Origin of the sequence: Hassallia byssoidea VB512170 (assembly GCF_000817785.2) — a bacterium.
Classification (GTDB): Bacteria; Cyanobacteriota; Cyanobacteriia; order Cyanobacteriales; family Nostocaceae; genus Hassallia; species Hassallia carrinoi.
Genome location: NZ_JTCM02000085.1, coordinates 1 through 14,532, shown reverse-complemented (window position 1 = coordinate 14,532; position 14,532 = coordinate 1). Strand labels below are relative to the sequence as shown.

The window sequence follows — 14,532 nt, the reverse complement described above, 5'->3', positions numbered from 1 at the left end:
AACTATCAACTAACAATTAACAACTAACAACTATCAACTATCAACCAACTAACTAATATTCAACTTGTTCGCTGCTAAGAAGTGCGATCGCTTGTTTGATCCAATCTTCTACATAAGCATCTTTTGGTAGTCCAATATCCTCACTTACTACGTGTAAAGCGTGACTGACTTCATGAGCAGTATATCCCAAGGCGAAGAGGGTCATTTGTACTTCTTCGAGAATATTTGGTGCGGGACCACCTGTAGCTACGAAGAAGCCTGCTGATTTCCGCCATTCGATTAACTTGCTTTTTAGTTCTAAACAGATGCGTTCAGCGGTCTTTTTGCCCACTCCCGGCGCTTGAATTAAGATTTGTATATTCGCAGCGATGATGGCTTGGACTAATTCTGGTAATTCCAGAGTGTCCAATAAAGCGATCGCGCTTGCTGCCCCAATTCCACTTACAGTTAAAAAGTGGCGAAACAAATCTCTTTCTGCTGGTGAAGCAAAGCCATATAAGAAAGGCACTTCTTCCCGAATTTGGTAATGGGTAAATATTTGTACTTCCCCACCCGTTGCTGGTAACTGCTGTTCCAGTCGTTGGGGAATTTGTAAATCGTACCCGATGCCATTTACTTCTAGAGTCAGTATGACGCGATTCGCGCCACATTTTTGCACACCAGCAACCAAACCTTTTAGATAGCTAATCATTAAATAAAACCAAAGTGTTTTAAGCCTTCGAGAATTCCACCTGCACAAAACTTTTGTGCGAGGTAACGATAGTCAGCGGGATTTTCATTGTGCCATTGGAGTAATTCCGGACGGGCATTCCCAACGAGAATTCCTCTTTCGTTCCCCACGGCAAATAAAGCAATATCATTGCCAGAATCACCACAGACAACCGTTTTCTCTGCTGCAATTCCCCACTTTTGGCGGAGAAATTGCATAGCCTGACCCTTATCGCTGTGGCGGGGCACGATGTCAAGGTCAACACCGCTGCTATAGATTAACTTTATATTTAAACCACATTTTGACAGATTTGTGTCAAGTAATGGTAAAATTTTATGTGCTGATTCTTCTTTGAGGAAAAAACTTATCTTAAAAGGACGCTGTTCTGAGTCTGGTTGGGGGACTAATTCAGGATATTTTGCGGTTTCAGCTAATACGAGGTCACGATTCCAGCCTTCGGAAAGTCGCTCTGACCAAGTAGAATCGGGAGTATCGCTGCCGTCAAGGTAAATTTCTGTTCCTACAGAAACGACCAAGGCATCTGGTTCTATCAGGTTTTGTTCAATTTGCAGTTCTCGATAAAGTATAGGCGATCGCCCTGTCGCATAAACAATTTTAGTACCATACTTTTGGCGATGTTCGCTCAGTGTTTGCTGAAGTTCTGTTAAGGCTTCGTCATTACCCACGAAGGTATTATCTAAGTCTGTTACAAAAAGAAATTTATCCACAGCTACCTCTTTGATGTTGCCAGCTTTACCATCAAAAAGTTTATGTCCTTTTTGGTTTGTGCGATCGCTGTAGCTAGATTTTTCCTAAAATATCCAATTAATTCAAAATGGCACAAAATAGTACAGACGTTCCGCTGGAACGTCTCTACAAATATCAGGCAAAATAGTACTAAATTACTATTAAATCGACCTAATATAAAAAATAGGGTAAGCAATGCTTACCCTAGATTCAAAAATTCAGCAACACTTAAAATTAGACAAACTTAACTACTGAGAAGTTTCGCGTTTTACTTTTTCAATGTTTGCATCGTAATCTCCACGTTGCGCTTTATTGCGAGCGAGTTCTTGTTCAATTTCGCTACGTTCGTAATCTTTTGCCCCAAAAGAGCGTTTTTGCGGTTCGTTGGTTAATTCTGAGCCAAAGCGCTTCAGCATTTCCACAGGATTTTTTTGCCGGCTTCCAGTTCCCAAATCCTTGGGAATTACTTCTGCTGCACGTTTACCGCTTTCGACATAATCACTATCGCCTACGGCTTGAGCGGAGGCTGGTAAACTAGTTAAGAAGATTAAACCAGCTAAGAAAGCGATCGCTATTGTGCGACGCAATTGATTAAATATTCTGTTGAATGCCAACATTCGGGAATTTCCCTCCAATTTTTCTGCCAAATGCTTGCATGTTACGAAATTCTCATCATTTTAGCGTCTTCCTCTGGGAAGGTTACATATCTATATCAAAAGTAAGGGGAAGGGGAGATGGGGGGAAGGGGGAGAGGGGGGGAGGAGGGGAAAAGCCCCAAGGGAAAGAAAACTTTTTAACTTTAGAAAGCTTACCAAAGATGAGGCAAGTGAGCGTTTGCGATCGCTATTCAAGCAGAACGCCAATTTTCTATTTGTAAATTAGATACTCTTTGAAACTCTCGGACGTTAGATGTTACGAGAATGTGATTATGGGTTACTGCTGTGGCTGCGATGAGTACATCATAAGCGCCGATAGGAGATCCTGCTATTTTTAGAATACCTCTGATTTCGGCGGCTTGCTCTGCTTCTTTTGAGCCAAAAGGTAGAATTGTAATTGAGTTTAAGATTGTTTCAATCAATGGTTGGATTTTGACAGCGCGTTGTGGATTGACGGCTAATCCATATTTTACCTCCATCACTGTTAGGGATGAGACAAAAATATCAGCAGGAGAGATTGATTTGAATCGCTTGAGGGTGTTTTCTTCTCCTTTGACAAAATCACTAATTACGCAAGTATCCAGTAGATAACCCATAATTAAAGTTCTATTTCGTTAGGTGGTAGAAGTTCATCTCGATATGATTCAAAGATGATACTTTCTGTTACACCTTGATATTGCATAATCACCACTGACCAAGTTGTGGGTTTTGTTTCTAAGAAAGTAACGAAAACGGCGCTTTCAGTAATGCCTTGTGGTGTTTCAGCTAGTTCAATTTTGCCGTTTTTATAAGTTCCTTGAATGGTTTGCAACATAAAGCTTACCTCTTAGTTGTTATTTTCAATCAGGTCATCGTAGTCAGAAAGGGAAAGTTTTTTATTCCTTTCCCCCTTCTGCTTTCTCTTTTATGCCACAGTTACATCTTTCGACAAATAAACATCCTGAATCGCGTGAAATAGCTTCACTCCTTCCTCAAAAGGACGTTGGAATGTCTTGCGTCCAGAAATTAAGCCTGTGCCACCAGCACGTTTATTAATTACAGCAGTGCGAACCGCTTCCGCAAAGTCGCTTTTACCAGACGCACCACCAGAATTAATCAATCCTGCACGTCCGCAGTAGCAATTTAGCACCTGGTAACGAGTCAAATCGATGGGGTGGTCGGTTGTCAAGTCGGTGTAAACTTTTTCATTGGTTTTACCGTAACTTTTACCTGTCGCTTTGGCAACGGCTCCGTAACCATTGTTAATTTCCGGTAACTTTTGTTTGATGATGTCAGCTTCAATCGTTACACCCAAATGATTCGCTTGTCCGGTGAGGTCAGCGGCAAGATGATAATCTTTATCTTGTTTAAAAGCGTTATTACGCAGATAACACCAAAGAATTGTTACCATACCCAATTCGTGAGCGCGTTTAAAAGCGTGGCTGACTTCTTGAATTTGCCTGGTGGATTGTTCTGAGCCAAAATAAATTGTCGCACCCACCGCTGCTGCACCCAAATTCCAAGCTTGTTCGACATCACCAAACATAACTTGGTCGAATTGATTCGGGAAAGTTAACAATTCGTTATGGTTGAGTTTGACGATAAAAGGAATTTTGTGAGCGTATTTGCGAGAAACGCTGCCCAATACTCCTAAAGTGGTAGCGACTGCGTTACATTCAGCTGCGATCGCTAACTTGACAATATTTTCGGAATCGAAGTACATTGGGTTCGGTGCAAAAGATGCGCCGGCAGAGTGTTCGATACCTTGGTCTACTGGTAAAATAGACAGATAACCGGTATTCGCCAAACGACCTGTAGAATATAAAAGTTGCAGATTACGCAAAACTTGGGGATTGCGATCGCTGTTAATCCAAACTCGATCTACAAAGTCTGGTCCTGGTAAATGCAATAAATCTGAGGAAACCTTTGCTTTAAATGTCAGCAGGTCTTCTGCTTCTTTACCTAGCAACGATTCGATAGAATTAGGTGCCGATAGCGTTGAAGTCATAGCTATGGTGTGAAAACTTCTGTTTTTATGGTCGCTATGTTCAGCCTAAGGTGTGTCTGTCTTAAGGCAGAGTATAATTATCTTTTATTTGAGAGCTTTCAACAAACGGCTTTGCTGTAACCAAAGCTCCGACAAACAAAATATTAAAAACATCTGCGGTACAACTACGTGTAGGTAGTGTTTATGATGGACAGCACATGACGAATCTTGAGGTTATCCAAGAATTGTACAGGACTTTCCGCGAAAAGGATTACGATGCCTTCCTACGCATCTGTACCCCCGACCTTGAATGGATTCAGAACGAAGGATTCCCGCGAGGTGCAACTCGACGAGGGGCAAAAGCCGTAATTGAAGGGGTTTTCAAAGCTTTTAATAACGACTGGGAGTCGTGGTCATTTAACATTGAGCAGTACCTAGATGCGGGGGAAACAATCATCGTTATCGGCAGCTATGCAGGTTGCCATCGTTTGTCCGGCAAGTCGTTTTCCTCTCCGGCAGCGCATGTGTATGATATTTGTAACGGCAAAGTGTGTCGGTTCCGGCAATTCACTGACACTAAGGTTATCTGGGACGCAATAAACTAGAGCGGTTCACAGTTGAGTTACAGCGATTTTCGGGTAAATGAACCACATCTTTTTTATCTCACCCAAAGTCGCAGAGGACGCAGAAGTTGAGAGTTTGGGAGAGTTTTTGCGTAAGTCCAAGATTTTAGAGTAGACCTATGAGCAAAAGTCTTTTTTGCACCCGAAGTGAGAGAGCTTTTTTCCTGCTCCTTTCACGGCAGGTGCTCCACGCAGGTCCGACACCAAGACCCTTACGGGTTCGGCAGTTACTCCACGCAGGTGAACCCCAAGACTGTACTGCCTCACCGCACTGCCTCCCCTTTCCCCAAATAAGTGCAATAAATCTAGTGAGTCTCTAAATTTTTTGGGTGTGACGCCGATCCTCCTCTTGCATTAAAAATTTGCGATAAGCGAGGACACGGGGAACGCACATCATCGTGTCCAACTGTGATAATAAAGAGATATTTACCATTAATTTGGACACAACATCATAGGAAATTTTAGAGAATGCAGAACAAATTTATTTATTGGTGGCAAAAGTGCTTGCGTTTCATTGTGGTACGTCTTGCGATACTCCCGAACAAAGTCGCTGCGATGGTAGCAGTGGTGACGATATCAATGTTAGGCATGCAAGTAGGCGCTACTCCGATGAGTTATGCAATTACAATTTCTCAAGCTTCTGTTGCAGTAAATCCCAGCAAGTACATCCAGCATAAACAGACAACATTAGAAGCAAAAGTACCAAATATAAATGTGTATCGCAGTCCTGACTGTAGCTGTTGTGGTGGGTGGATTGCTCACTTAAAGACACAGGGTTTTTCAATCCAAGACTTTCCCACACCTGATATCGACGCAGTAAAACAAAGGTACAAAGTGCCGGATAACTTAACATCTTGCCACACCGCAATTGTGAATGGATATGTCATCGAAGGACATGTTCCAGCAAACGACATTAAACGTCTGCTTCAAGAAAGACCAAATGTTTCTGGCTTATCTGTTCCCCAAATGCCTGTAGGTACTCCTGGGATGGAGATAGGAAATAAATTTGACCCATTTACTGTGTATTCCTTCGCTCCCAAAAACAAAATTATGGTATTCAATGATTATCCGTTACGAACAAACTAATCATTACTGGTTAATAGTTTTAGGAGAATAGTCAAGGTTTTGGACACGGGGTGGGGGACAGTGAGTCCCCCATGTTAACTATTTTTGAAGATATAAAGTGTTAACTTGTTGTCACTGGTAGACTTGATGCTTGAAACAATTCGTTTCGCTTACATTCGGTCAATGAAATAGATAATTATCGTTTCTTTTTACGTTTGAACTCATATCCAACACCTAAAGAAGCAAACGCTATTGTGCCTAATATATAATCCGGTTCCGGAACTGTCTTATACTTATATTCAAACTCCTCTCCAAAAAGAGGTGGTGTAGTTGCAGGTAAGCGACGGTGATTAGTTGCTTGCTCGTATGAATAAGCAATATTAATCAAAGTTGATTCCGCAAATGCCGAACCTAACAACTCAATTCCAACTGGCAAGTTATCAGATGTAAATCCAGCGGGTACAACCAAAGCGGGAAATCCTGTAAAAGAACTTAAAAGAGCGTTGCCCGGATATCCTTCTGGATAAGGGGCACCAATTAAACTCGGCTTTAACACTATACTTGGATACAAAAAAGCGTCTAGATTTTGCGATTGAATAACGCTTTTAACAGTAGTTGTTAATTCTTCTTTATTTTTCAGATAAAGCTGATATTCTGGACTTTGTTCGGGAGGTACTGTTGTTTCGTCATACAAACTTAAGTATCCCTCAACAGAAGGAATCGGAAGTATCTTACCAGAATTGAGTATTTCTGTAAGAGTTTTATATGGAATGTCGGGTCCGCGAGAAGCTAGGTAATCATTAATATCAAACTTACTTCTATATTGAAAGCCGAGGTCTGCGTAAGGATTTGTCCTGACAAAATAATCCAGATTGGGAATTTCTACATCAAAGACTTCCGCACCTTTTTTCCTCATATCTTCGATTGCTGCATTCACCAACGCTTTTATCTCTGGGTCAGTAACATTTTTACCGATGTCAGCTTCAACCAGTTCTCGAATTACTCCGATGCGCTTTCCTTTAAGTCCGTCTTTATCCAAAGAGTCTGTATAGCTTTCGGGAATTTTACCGATGCTTTTTGCAGTTGCAGGGTCATTCGGGTCGTATCCTGCCAAAACATCTAATAAATAAGCTGCATCGGTGACATTTCGAGCGATCGGTCCTCCGGTGTCTTGAGTTAAAAGCAGTGGAACAATACCATCTCGACTTGTTAACCCAACTGTTGGTCGTATACCAACTAAATTATTTACAGATGCTGGTCCGCGAATCGAAATTGCCGTATCTGTACCAGTTCCTATTGTGGCAAAGTTAGCAGCAATAGATGCTCCAGTTCCCCCACTTGAACCCCCAGGTATTCTATCAAGTGCGTAAGGATTGCGTGTTTGTCCACCCAAAGAACTAATAGTGGTAAAATCTAATGAAAACTCGTGCAAATTAGCTTTACCAAGTATAATCGCTCCCGCATCTCGCAGTTTTTTGCTGAGAAAAGCATCATCTGGGGGGATAGAATTTTCCAGAGTCAAGGAACCCGCTGTAGTCGGCAAATCAAAGGTATCGTAATTATCTTTTAAAATAACTGGAATTCCATGCAGAGGACTTCTCTTACCTGAAGTTTGACGCTCTTTATCTAAGGCTGCGGCTGTTTCTAATGCTTGCGGATTTATGGTGATGATAGAATTAAGGTTAGGTCCTTGCTTGTCATAAGCATTAATCCGATTTAAGTAGAGTTGCGTCAGTTGTACCGATGTCAATGCACCAGCATCAAAAGCTTGATTAATATCGGCAATTGTTGCTGTTTCTAATTTAAAGTTTGCCGCTAAAACTGCGGTAGGCAAAAGCAACGATGAAACTATAGTTGTAGTTAATATAGAAAAGGTTTGTTTGGGATTTTTTAACACTGTACACTTCCTGAAGATAAATAAAAAAAGTATCAATTTATATAACAGTAAAATCAAGGTAGGGTGTCGTACTCTCGCTAACGCACCTTCCTCCTTAATTACGGTGCGTTAAGGCGTTCCGCCTAACACACCCTACATCTTCGGATTTGTATTGTAATTTACTCCAAAAGTAATAGATAAGCAAATACCATTAGATAGATGCGGTAAGTTTTAATTCATGATAAAGTAAACAAATTTATCTGCCCTTTGCTTATGCTGCCTAAACCCAAAAAGCGTTGGACACCTTCACTCTGGGCGAGTTTGAAGCCCTTTGGTATTGGCGAACAATACCCCAACAACTATTGGGAGGTATTTCGGGCAATTTGGCTGTCACGGCACAAACTCCCTTATGCGTGGAATATCTTAAATAAGGGTGTTTGCGATGGTTGCGCTTTGGGCACAACCGGGATGAAAGATTGGACTGTAGAGGGAATTCATGTCTGCAATGTTCGCTTGCGGTTGTTGCAGATGAATACTATGTCAGCTTTAAATCCCGATTTGCTGCAAGATGTTGGGCAATTACAAACTAAAAAAAGTGCCGAATTGCGCGATTTGGGAAGGCTTCCTTATCCAATGATTCGCCGACGTGGGGAAAAAGGCTTTAATAGAGTTAGCTGGGATGAAGCACTAAAAGTTATTGCTAGTAAAATTAGGGCGACTACAAGCGATCGCCTGAGTTTCTATATTACCAGTCGCGGCACTGTTAATGAAACTTATTACGCTACCCAAAAAGCTGTCCGGGCAATGGGAACTAACAATATTGATAACGCTGCCCGGATTTGTCATTCTCCCAGCACAGCAGGATTGAAAGCTTCTCTTGGTGCAGCAGCTACGACTTGTTCTTATAAAGACTGGATTGGCACAGATTTGTTAGTCTTTATTGGTTCCAATGTTGCGAATAATCAGCCTGTCACCGTCAAATATCTTCACAATGCCAAGAAAGCCGGCACGAAAATCGTGGTAATTAACACTTACCGCGAACCGGGGATGGAGCGCTACTGGGTGCCTTCAATTGTCGAAAGCGCGATTTTCGGGACAAAGTTCGCCGAAGATTTCTTTTTGGTGAACATGGGCGGAGATATGGCATTTTTGCATGGTACAATCAAGCAGATGATTGCTCACGACTGGATAGATCAGTCCTTTGTAGAAAAGCACACAGCAAACTTTGAAGAACTAAAAGCTTTTCTAGAAACGCAATCTTGGGAGGAGTTAGAGCGACTTTCTGGAAGCACCCAAGATGAAATGTACGCCTTTGCGAAAATGGTTGGCGAAGCTGATAAAGCTGTCTTTGTCTGGAGTATGGGCATTACACAGCATTCTGGTGGTGAAGACAATGTACGTGCCATCATCAACTTAGCTCTCACCAAAGGTTTTGTCGGTCGCGAAGGTTGCGGTTTAATGCCAATTCGCGGTCATTCTGGGGTGCAAGGTGGTGCAGAGATGGGATGTTACGCTACGGTGTTTCCCGGTGGAAAGGAAATCAACCCAGAAAATGCAACTCAGTTAAGTCAGCTTTGGGGTTTTGAAGTACCCACTACCAAAGGTTTAATTGCTCCAGAAATGATTGATGCAGCATTCGATGGGCAATTAGATGTATTATTTTCCGTGGGGGGCAATTTTCTGGAAGTCTTGCCAGAACCTGATTATGTCGAAGATGCACTGAAGCGCGTGCCGTTGCGAGTGCATATGGACATTGTTTTGTCAAGTCAAATGCTTGTGGAACCAGCAGATACGGTAGTGCTGTTACCCGCAACGACTCGCTATGAAGTACCTGGGGGAGTAACTGAAACTAGCACCGAACGCAGAATTATTTTCAGTCCAGAAATTCCCGGTTCCCGTATTGGTGAAGCGCGTCCGGAGTGGGAAGTATTTACGGAGTTAGCAAAACGGGTGCGTCCTGATTTGGAATTGCATTTTGATGATACAATAGCTATTCGCGAAGAAATTGCTCAAGTAGTTCCACAGTATGCTGGTATTCAACATCTGAAGGAAGCTGGCGATCAATTTCAATATGGTGGTTCGCATTTGTGCTTTGGCTGGAATTTCCCCACAAAAGATGGAAAAGCACACTTTGCGGTAATGTCGCATCGAGAAAGAAAATTACCACCAGGTTGTTTTTTGGTATCGACGCGCCGAGGTAAACAATTTAATAGTATGGTACAAGAACGCAAGGACGCAATTACCGGCGCAATCCGAGAAGCGGTGTTGATAAGTGGCGAAGATGCTGAGAAATTAAAGTTGAAAAATGGCGATGCTGTTATTTTGAAGAATGAACTAGGTACTTTTTCGGGTAAGGTCTACATTGCACCAATTAATCCGGGAAATTTGCAGATTCACTGGCCCGAGGGGAATATGCTATTGGATAGAAGTAAGCGATCGCTTGAAGGAGTTCCGGATTACAATGCTGTAGTGCGTTTAGAAAGCTTTGAATCTATCTCGCTACACTAAAGTTATATCACCCAAATAGTTGTAGTTATGTCCGTCGCCCCAGATTTTCAACCCCCACTTGATGTAATATTTCCTCCAGGGGATTTATATAGTGACGAACCACCTTTGGAAAGCGAATTACATTTACGGCAGATAATTCTGCTATTACAATCTTTAGAATTGTGGTGGGAAAATCGCAATGACTTTTACGCTGCGGGTAATTTGACCGTTTATTACAGTCCACGTCAGCGCAAATCAGAAGAGTTCAAGGGACCAGATTTTTTTGTCGTGCTGGACACTGAACGCAAAATTCGTAAAAGTTGGGTTGTTTGGGAAGAAGACGGCAAATATCCAAATCTGATTGTAGAACTTCTCTCAGATTCAACCGCATCTACTGACAAAGGCTTGAAAAAACAGATTTATCAAGATATCTTTCGCACTCCCGAATATTTCTGGTTTGACCCGAATAATTTAGAATTTGCTGGGTTTATTTTACTTGGTGGTATTTATCGACCGATAGAGCCTAATTCCCAAGGATGGTTGTGGAGTCAACAGCTAAACTTGTATTTGGGTGTTCTTGAAAATAAATTGCGCTACTTTACCGCAGAAGGACAGTTAATTCCTACACCCGAAGAAGTTGCGAAACTCGAAACCCAACGTGCTGAACAAGCAACGCAACAAGCTGAACAAGCAACGCAAAAAGCCGATCGCCTAGCCGCAAAACTGCGAGAATTGAATATTGACCCAGATAATATCTAAAAAACGCGATCGCCCTGCTGGTGTGCTGTGACTATAACGCAGTTGTCCAATGTTTAAAAAGTTGTATGACAAAGTCTCCGGCAAGCAAAACTAAAGCTACTGTCTGGGTAGTGGAAAAAGGGAAAGTACGTCCTAAACTAGATCAACTGACTACCGAGGAACCTTTAGAAATTCGGTTAGTTTCTCCTGAAAAGACAATTGCTGTGACGATGCGATCGCCTGGAGCAGATTTTGAACTAGCTGCCGGTTTTCTCTACAACGAAGGTGTAATTTATTCTAGAAAAGATATCCAACGCATCAGCTATTGTGTTGATGGCGAACAGCGTTACAACATCGTCAACGTCGCTTTAACAGAAGGATTAACTTTAGATTTACAGCCTTTGGAAAGACACTTCTACACTACCAGCGCTTGTGGAGTTTGTGGTAAAGCTAGCCTTGAAGCTTTACGCCTGCGAAATTGTTCAGTAATTCTTCCAGTTCCCACAATCACGCCTGAGATTATTTATAGCTTACCAGAAAAACTGCGATCTGCTCAAGCTATTTTCACCGCTACTGGAAGTTTGCACGCAGCGGCTTTATTTGATGCTGAAGGAAATCTGTTGAAGTTGCGGGAAGATATTGGGCGTCACAATGCTTTGGATAAATTGATTGGTTCGGCATTGCTGGCTGACGAATTGCCCTTAAATAATCATATTCTCATGGTGAGCGGACGCTCTAGCTTTGAGATTTTACAAAAATCTACAGTTGCTGGGATTCCCATTGTCTGTGCAGTTTCTGCTCCTAGTAGTTTAGCAGTATCCGTGGCGCAAGAATTTGGAATTACCTTAATTGGATTTTTGCGCGAGGAACGCTTCAACGTGTACTCTGGTTTGGAGCGAATATGTACTACCTGAAAAAGTAATAATAGTAAAAGCGAATATCATAAGCAGGTAATTGATATGAAAGACTTTCAAATCCAAGGAATCAACCATATCGCGTTAGTATGTAAAGATATGGCACGCACGGTTGACTTTTACACCAACACCCTTGGTTTAAATTTGATTAAAACTATCGCATTACCAGATGGTGGACAGCACTTCTTTTTTGATATTGGTAATGGGGATGCTTTGGCTTTTTTCTGGTTTCCCCAAGCACCACAAGCAGCACCCGGAATCGCTTCTGTAAGACCTGATGCTATGCAAACTGGTAATATAGCCACAGCACACGCTTCAATGAATCATCTAGCATTTAATCTTCCAGTTGAAAAAATTGAGGAATATCGAGAAAAACTAGTTAGCAAGGGTGTGGAAGTAACCCCTATTTTACACCATGCAGATGTTCCCTCTGGGTTTTCCTCATAAGTTGATGAAACTACATTCATTTCCTCAATTTATTTATTCGATGCTGATGGAATATTGCTGGAATTTGCCATAAATTTACGCGAATTAGGCGACCCAGAAAGAGATATTCAACATCAACCAGCTAAAGTCTTAAGTCAAGTAAACTAATTTATTCGTGCTATGGTGGTGAATCGTCTGAGAAAAGTATATTTTTTCCTTTGTTAATTTATCTAATTTTTTTTAGCTATTTTTAATAAATATGGTTTTCCAATATACTGATGCTTTCGTCACCATAGCCACTATTCATCTGGATATGCTAGTAGTTTTTTATACTAACATTTTGAAAAAAGAACCAGTAAAACTGATTCCAAATATTTATGCTGAGTTTCAATTATCAGGTGTAAAATTAGGTATTTTCAAAGCAAAAAAAACCAATGAATCTGAATTTATTAACTCAGTTAAAAGTAAGATGAGTTTGTGTTTAGAGGTGAGTAATTTGGAAGATGCGATCGCTCACCTTACTACTTTAGGTTATCCCCCACCAGGAGAAATCACAACCGCTTCTCACGGTAGAGAAATTTACGCTTACGATCCTGATGGCAATAGAATAATTTTGCATCAATCTAAAGTGGTTAGTGGATAGTTGATAGTGGATAGTGGATAGTGGATAGTGGATAGTGGATAGTTGATAGTGGATAGTGGATAATAGTTCATAAAAGAATTAACAACTAACAACTAACAAACAACAACCAACAACCAACAACCAACAACCAACAACTAACAACCAAAAACTAACAACTAACAACCAAAAACTAACAAACAAATGTCAATAACTCAAAATTATAAATTAAACCTGATTCAATGGTATCCCGGTCACATTGCCAAAGCTGAAAAGAAGCTTAAAGAACAGCTAAAGCGTGTAGATGTGGTGCTGGAAGTACGAGATGCACGCATACCTTTAGCGACAAACCATCCGCAAATGACTGAATGGGTGGGGAGTAAAGAGCGGGTGTTGGTGCTAAACCGAGTAGATATGATTACACCACTAGCGCGATCGCTTTGGACAGATTGGTTTAAACGTCAAGGTGAAGTGCCTTATTTTACCAATGCCCAACAAGGTCAAGGTGTGATTGCGGTATCAAAAGCAGCACAAGCAGCGGGAGTAGAGATAAATAAAAGAAGAAGCGATCGTGGAATGTTACCCCGTCCCGTCCGCGCTGTAGTCATTGGTTTTCCCAACGTCGGTAAATCAGCTTTGATTAACCGCTTGCTCGGAAAGCGAGTAGTCGAAAGTGCAGCTCGTCCTGGTGTAACTCGTTCCTTGCGCTGGGTGCGAATTTCTGAGCAGTTAGAATTGCTTGATGCTCCTGGTGTCATCCCCCTAAAGTTAGAAGACCAAGAAGCCGCATTAAAGTTAGCGATTTGTGACGATATTGGCGAAGCATCTTATGATAATCAACTAGTAGCATCAGCACTCGCAGATTTACTGTTATACTTAGAAGCAGTAGCAACTGATGTCTTGCCGAAAAAACCCTTAGAGACTCGCTACGACCTCGACCCCACAACCGACACCGGAGAAGCATATTTACACGCTTTAGCGCAGCATCGTTACAAAGGAGATGTCGAGCGTACCGCAAGACAACTTTTAACCGATTTTCGCAAAGGATTTCTCGGTACAATTCCCCTAGAATTACCGCCTAACGTATAAATAAACCTTTCCAGCAATTTTTGAGTAAAACTGCTACTCAAAAATCTGGACATTCAGATTTAGTTACATCAGGGTGACAATAATAACTCAGCACCGTTTGCACGTTGTCACCAAGCCAATACGCTACTTTTTCAGGAGATGCTCCAGAGGCGATCGCCCAAGTAGCGAAAGTATGGCGAGTGCTGTAAATACTCAAATAGGGGATTATCCCTTGTTCTGCTAACTCAGCAACAACTCCCTTGTATTGATAACCTTTCGTGCTATAACCTCTCCAAAATCTATCTGAAATTCTTAAGTTCATTTTTTGTCCAGAGCTACTTTTGAAAAGTAGCTTTTTTGGATCTGGGGAGTCAGATCTTAGCTCAAAAAGGAGCGATTGTAGTTTAGACCCTTGCTGACATGGAAACACCCGTCGTTTGTTATTTTTAGTTCCTTTTAAAAGGCGAACGCGATCGCCCGTCGGAGTTTCAAAGACCCCTGCAACAACCCACGACAAATTAGGACACATTGTTTTAAAGATCCCCTGCAACAACCCACGACAAATTAGGACACATTGTTTTAAAGATCCGCAACACCCAACCAATTACTCGGATGTTCGCGCTTCGCGTCTCCCCGAA

General features: G+C 41.7%; 16 protein-coding genes. 8 read left to right on the top strand and 8 right to left on the bottom strand.

Annotated features, from left to right (window positions below; translation table 11 throughout):
* Nucleotides 1–52: 52 nt before the first annotated feature.
* The 6 genes from ruvA to PI95_RS25770 all read right to left on the bottom strand — a co-directional run bounded on the left by ruvA (nt 53) and on the right by PI95_RS25770 (nt 4,099).
* Nucleotides 53–691: a Holliday junction branch migration protein RuvA gene (gene ruvA / locus PI95_RS25795; protein ID WP_039747517.1), complete on the bottom strand. Its 639-nt coding sequence runs from the start codon at nt 689–691 to the stop codon at nt 53–55.
* Nucleotides 691–1,437: a sucrose-phosphate phosphatase gene (locus PI95_RS25790; RefSeq protein ID WP_039747518.1), complete on the bottom strand. Its 747-nt coding sequence runs from the start codon at nt 1,435–1,437 to the stop codon at nt 691–693. Before PI95_RS25790 ends, ruvA begins: the two co-directional genes overlap by 1 nt.
* A 267-nt stretch (nt 1,438–1,704) precedes the next feature.
* The gene (locus PI95_RS25785; protein WP_039747632.1) at nt 1,705–2,073 is read right to left on the bottom strand and encodes a hypothetical protein; all 369 of its coding nucleotides are present in this window, start codon (nt 2,071–2,073) and stop codon (nt 1,705–1,707) included.
* A gap of 230 nt (nt 2,074–2,303) precedes the next feature.
* Entirely contained in the window at nt 2,304–2,708 is a 405-nt protein-coding gene (locus PI95_RS25780; RefSeq protein ID WP_039747519.1) for a type II toxin-antitoxin system VapC family toxin, read from the bottom strand.
* Between the two features lie 2 nt (nt 2,709–2,710).
* Entirely contained in the window at nt 2,711–2,926 is a 216-nt protein-coding gene (locus tag PI95_RS25775) for a hypothetical protein (protein ID WP_039747520.1), read from the bottom strand.
* Nucleotides 2,927–3,016: 90 nt separating this feature from the next.
* Nucleotides 3,017–4,099 (bottom strand): class I fructose-bisphosphate aldolase, encoded by a 1,083-nt coding sequence (locus PI95_RS25770; protein ID WP_039747521.1) that lies wholly within the window; start codon nt 4,097–4,099, stop codon nt 3,017–3,019.
* Nucleotides 4,100–4,296: 197 nt separating this feature from the next.
* Between PI95_RS25770 and PI95_RS25765 the strand changes: the two genes are divergently transcribed.
* Complete coding sequence (locus PI95_RS25765; protein ID WP_039747522.1) at nt 4,297–4,683, top strand: nuclear transport factor 2 family protein; 387 nt, start codon at nt 4,297–4,299, stop codon at nt 4,681–4,683.
* A gap of 486 nt (nt 4,684–5,169) precedes the next feature.
* Nucleotides 5,170–5,787 carry a DUF411 domain-containing protein gene (locus PI95_RS25760; RefSeq protein ID WP_039747523.1) on the top strand — a complete coding sequence of 206 codons (618 nt, stop codon included), beginning with the start codon at nt 5,170–5,172 and terminating at the stop codon, nt 5,785–5,787.
* A gap of 175 nt (nt 5,788–5,962) precedes the next feature.
* Here PI95_RS25760 and PI95_RS25755 read toward each other — a convergent pair whose 3' ends face one another.
* Nucleotides 5,963–7,663, bottom strand: a complete 1,701-nt coding sequence (locus PI95_RS25755) for an amidase family protein (RefSeq protein ID WP_063842382.1) — start codon at nt 7,661–7,663, stop codon at nt 5,963–5,965.
* A gap of 252 nt (nt 7,664–7,915) precedes the next feature.
* Here PI95_RS25755 and PI95_RS25750 point away from each other — a divergent pair, with 252 nt between their 5' ends.
* The 6 genes from PI95_RS25750 to ylqF all read left to right on the top strand — a co-directional run bounded on the left by PI95_RS25750 (nt 7,916) and on the right by ylqF (nt 13,915).
* Nucleotides 7,916–10,150, top strand: a complete 2,235-nt coding sequence (locus tag PI95_RS25750; RefSeq protein WP_039747524.1) for an FdhF/YdeP family oxidoreductase — start codon at nt 7,916–7,918, stop codon at nt 10,148–10,150.
* A 27-nt stretch (nt 10,151–10,177) separates the two neighbouring features.
* Nucleotides 10,178–10,888: a Uma2 family endonuclease gene (locus PI95_RS25745; protein WP_039747525.1), complete on the top strand. Its 711-nt coding sequence runs from the start codon at nt 10,178–10,180 to the stop codon at nt 10,886–10,888.
* A gap of 65 nt (nt 10,889–10,953) precedes the next feature.
* Nucleotides 10,954–11,781, top strand: a complete 828-nt coding sequence (gene fdhD, locus PI95_RS25740; protein ID WP_039747526.1) for a formate dehydrogenase accessory sulfurtransferase FdhD — start codon at nt 10,954–10,956, stop codon at nt 11,779–11,781.
* A gap of 45 nt (nt 11,782–11,826) precedes the next feature.
* Nucleotides 11,827–12,228 (top strand): VOC family protein, encoded by a 402-nt coding sequence (locus tag PI95_RS25735; RefSeq protein ID WP_236117192.1) that lies wholly within the window; start codon nt 11,827–11,829, stop codon nt 12,226–12,228.
* 238 nt (nt 12,229–12,466) lie between these two features.
* Nucleotides 12,467–12,850 (top strand): VOC family protein, encoded by a 384-nt coding sequence (locus PI95_RS25730; protein WP_039747527.1) that lies wholly within the window; start codon nt 12,467–12,469, stop codon nt 12,848–12,850.
* A gap of 180 nt (nt 12,851–13,030) precedes the next feature.
* On the top strand, nt 13,031–13,915 hold the full coding sequence (ylqF, locus tag PI95_RS25725; RefSeq protein WP_039747528.1) for a ribosome biogenesis GTPase YlqF: 885 nt from the start codon (nt 13,031–13,033) through the stop codon (nt 13,913–13,915).
* Between the two features lie 37 nt (nt 13,916–13,952).
* On the opposite strand, the gene PI95_RS25720 is transcribed toward ylqF, so the two are convergent.
* The gene (locus tag PI95_RS25720) at nt 13,953–14,423 is read right to left on the bottom strand and encodes a tyrosine-type recombinase/integrase (protein WP_052325213.1); all 471 of its coding nucleotides are present in this window, start codon (nt 14,421–14,423) and stop codon (nt 13,953–13,955) included.
* Nucleotides 14,424–14,532: the final 109 nt, after the last annotated feature.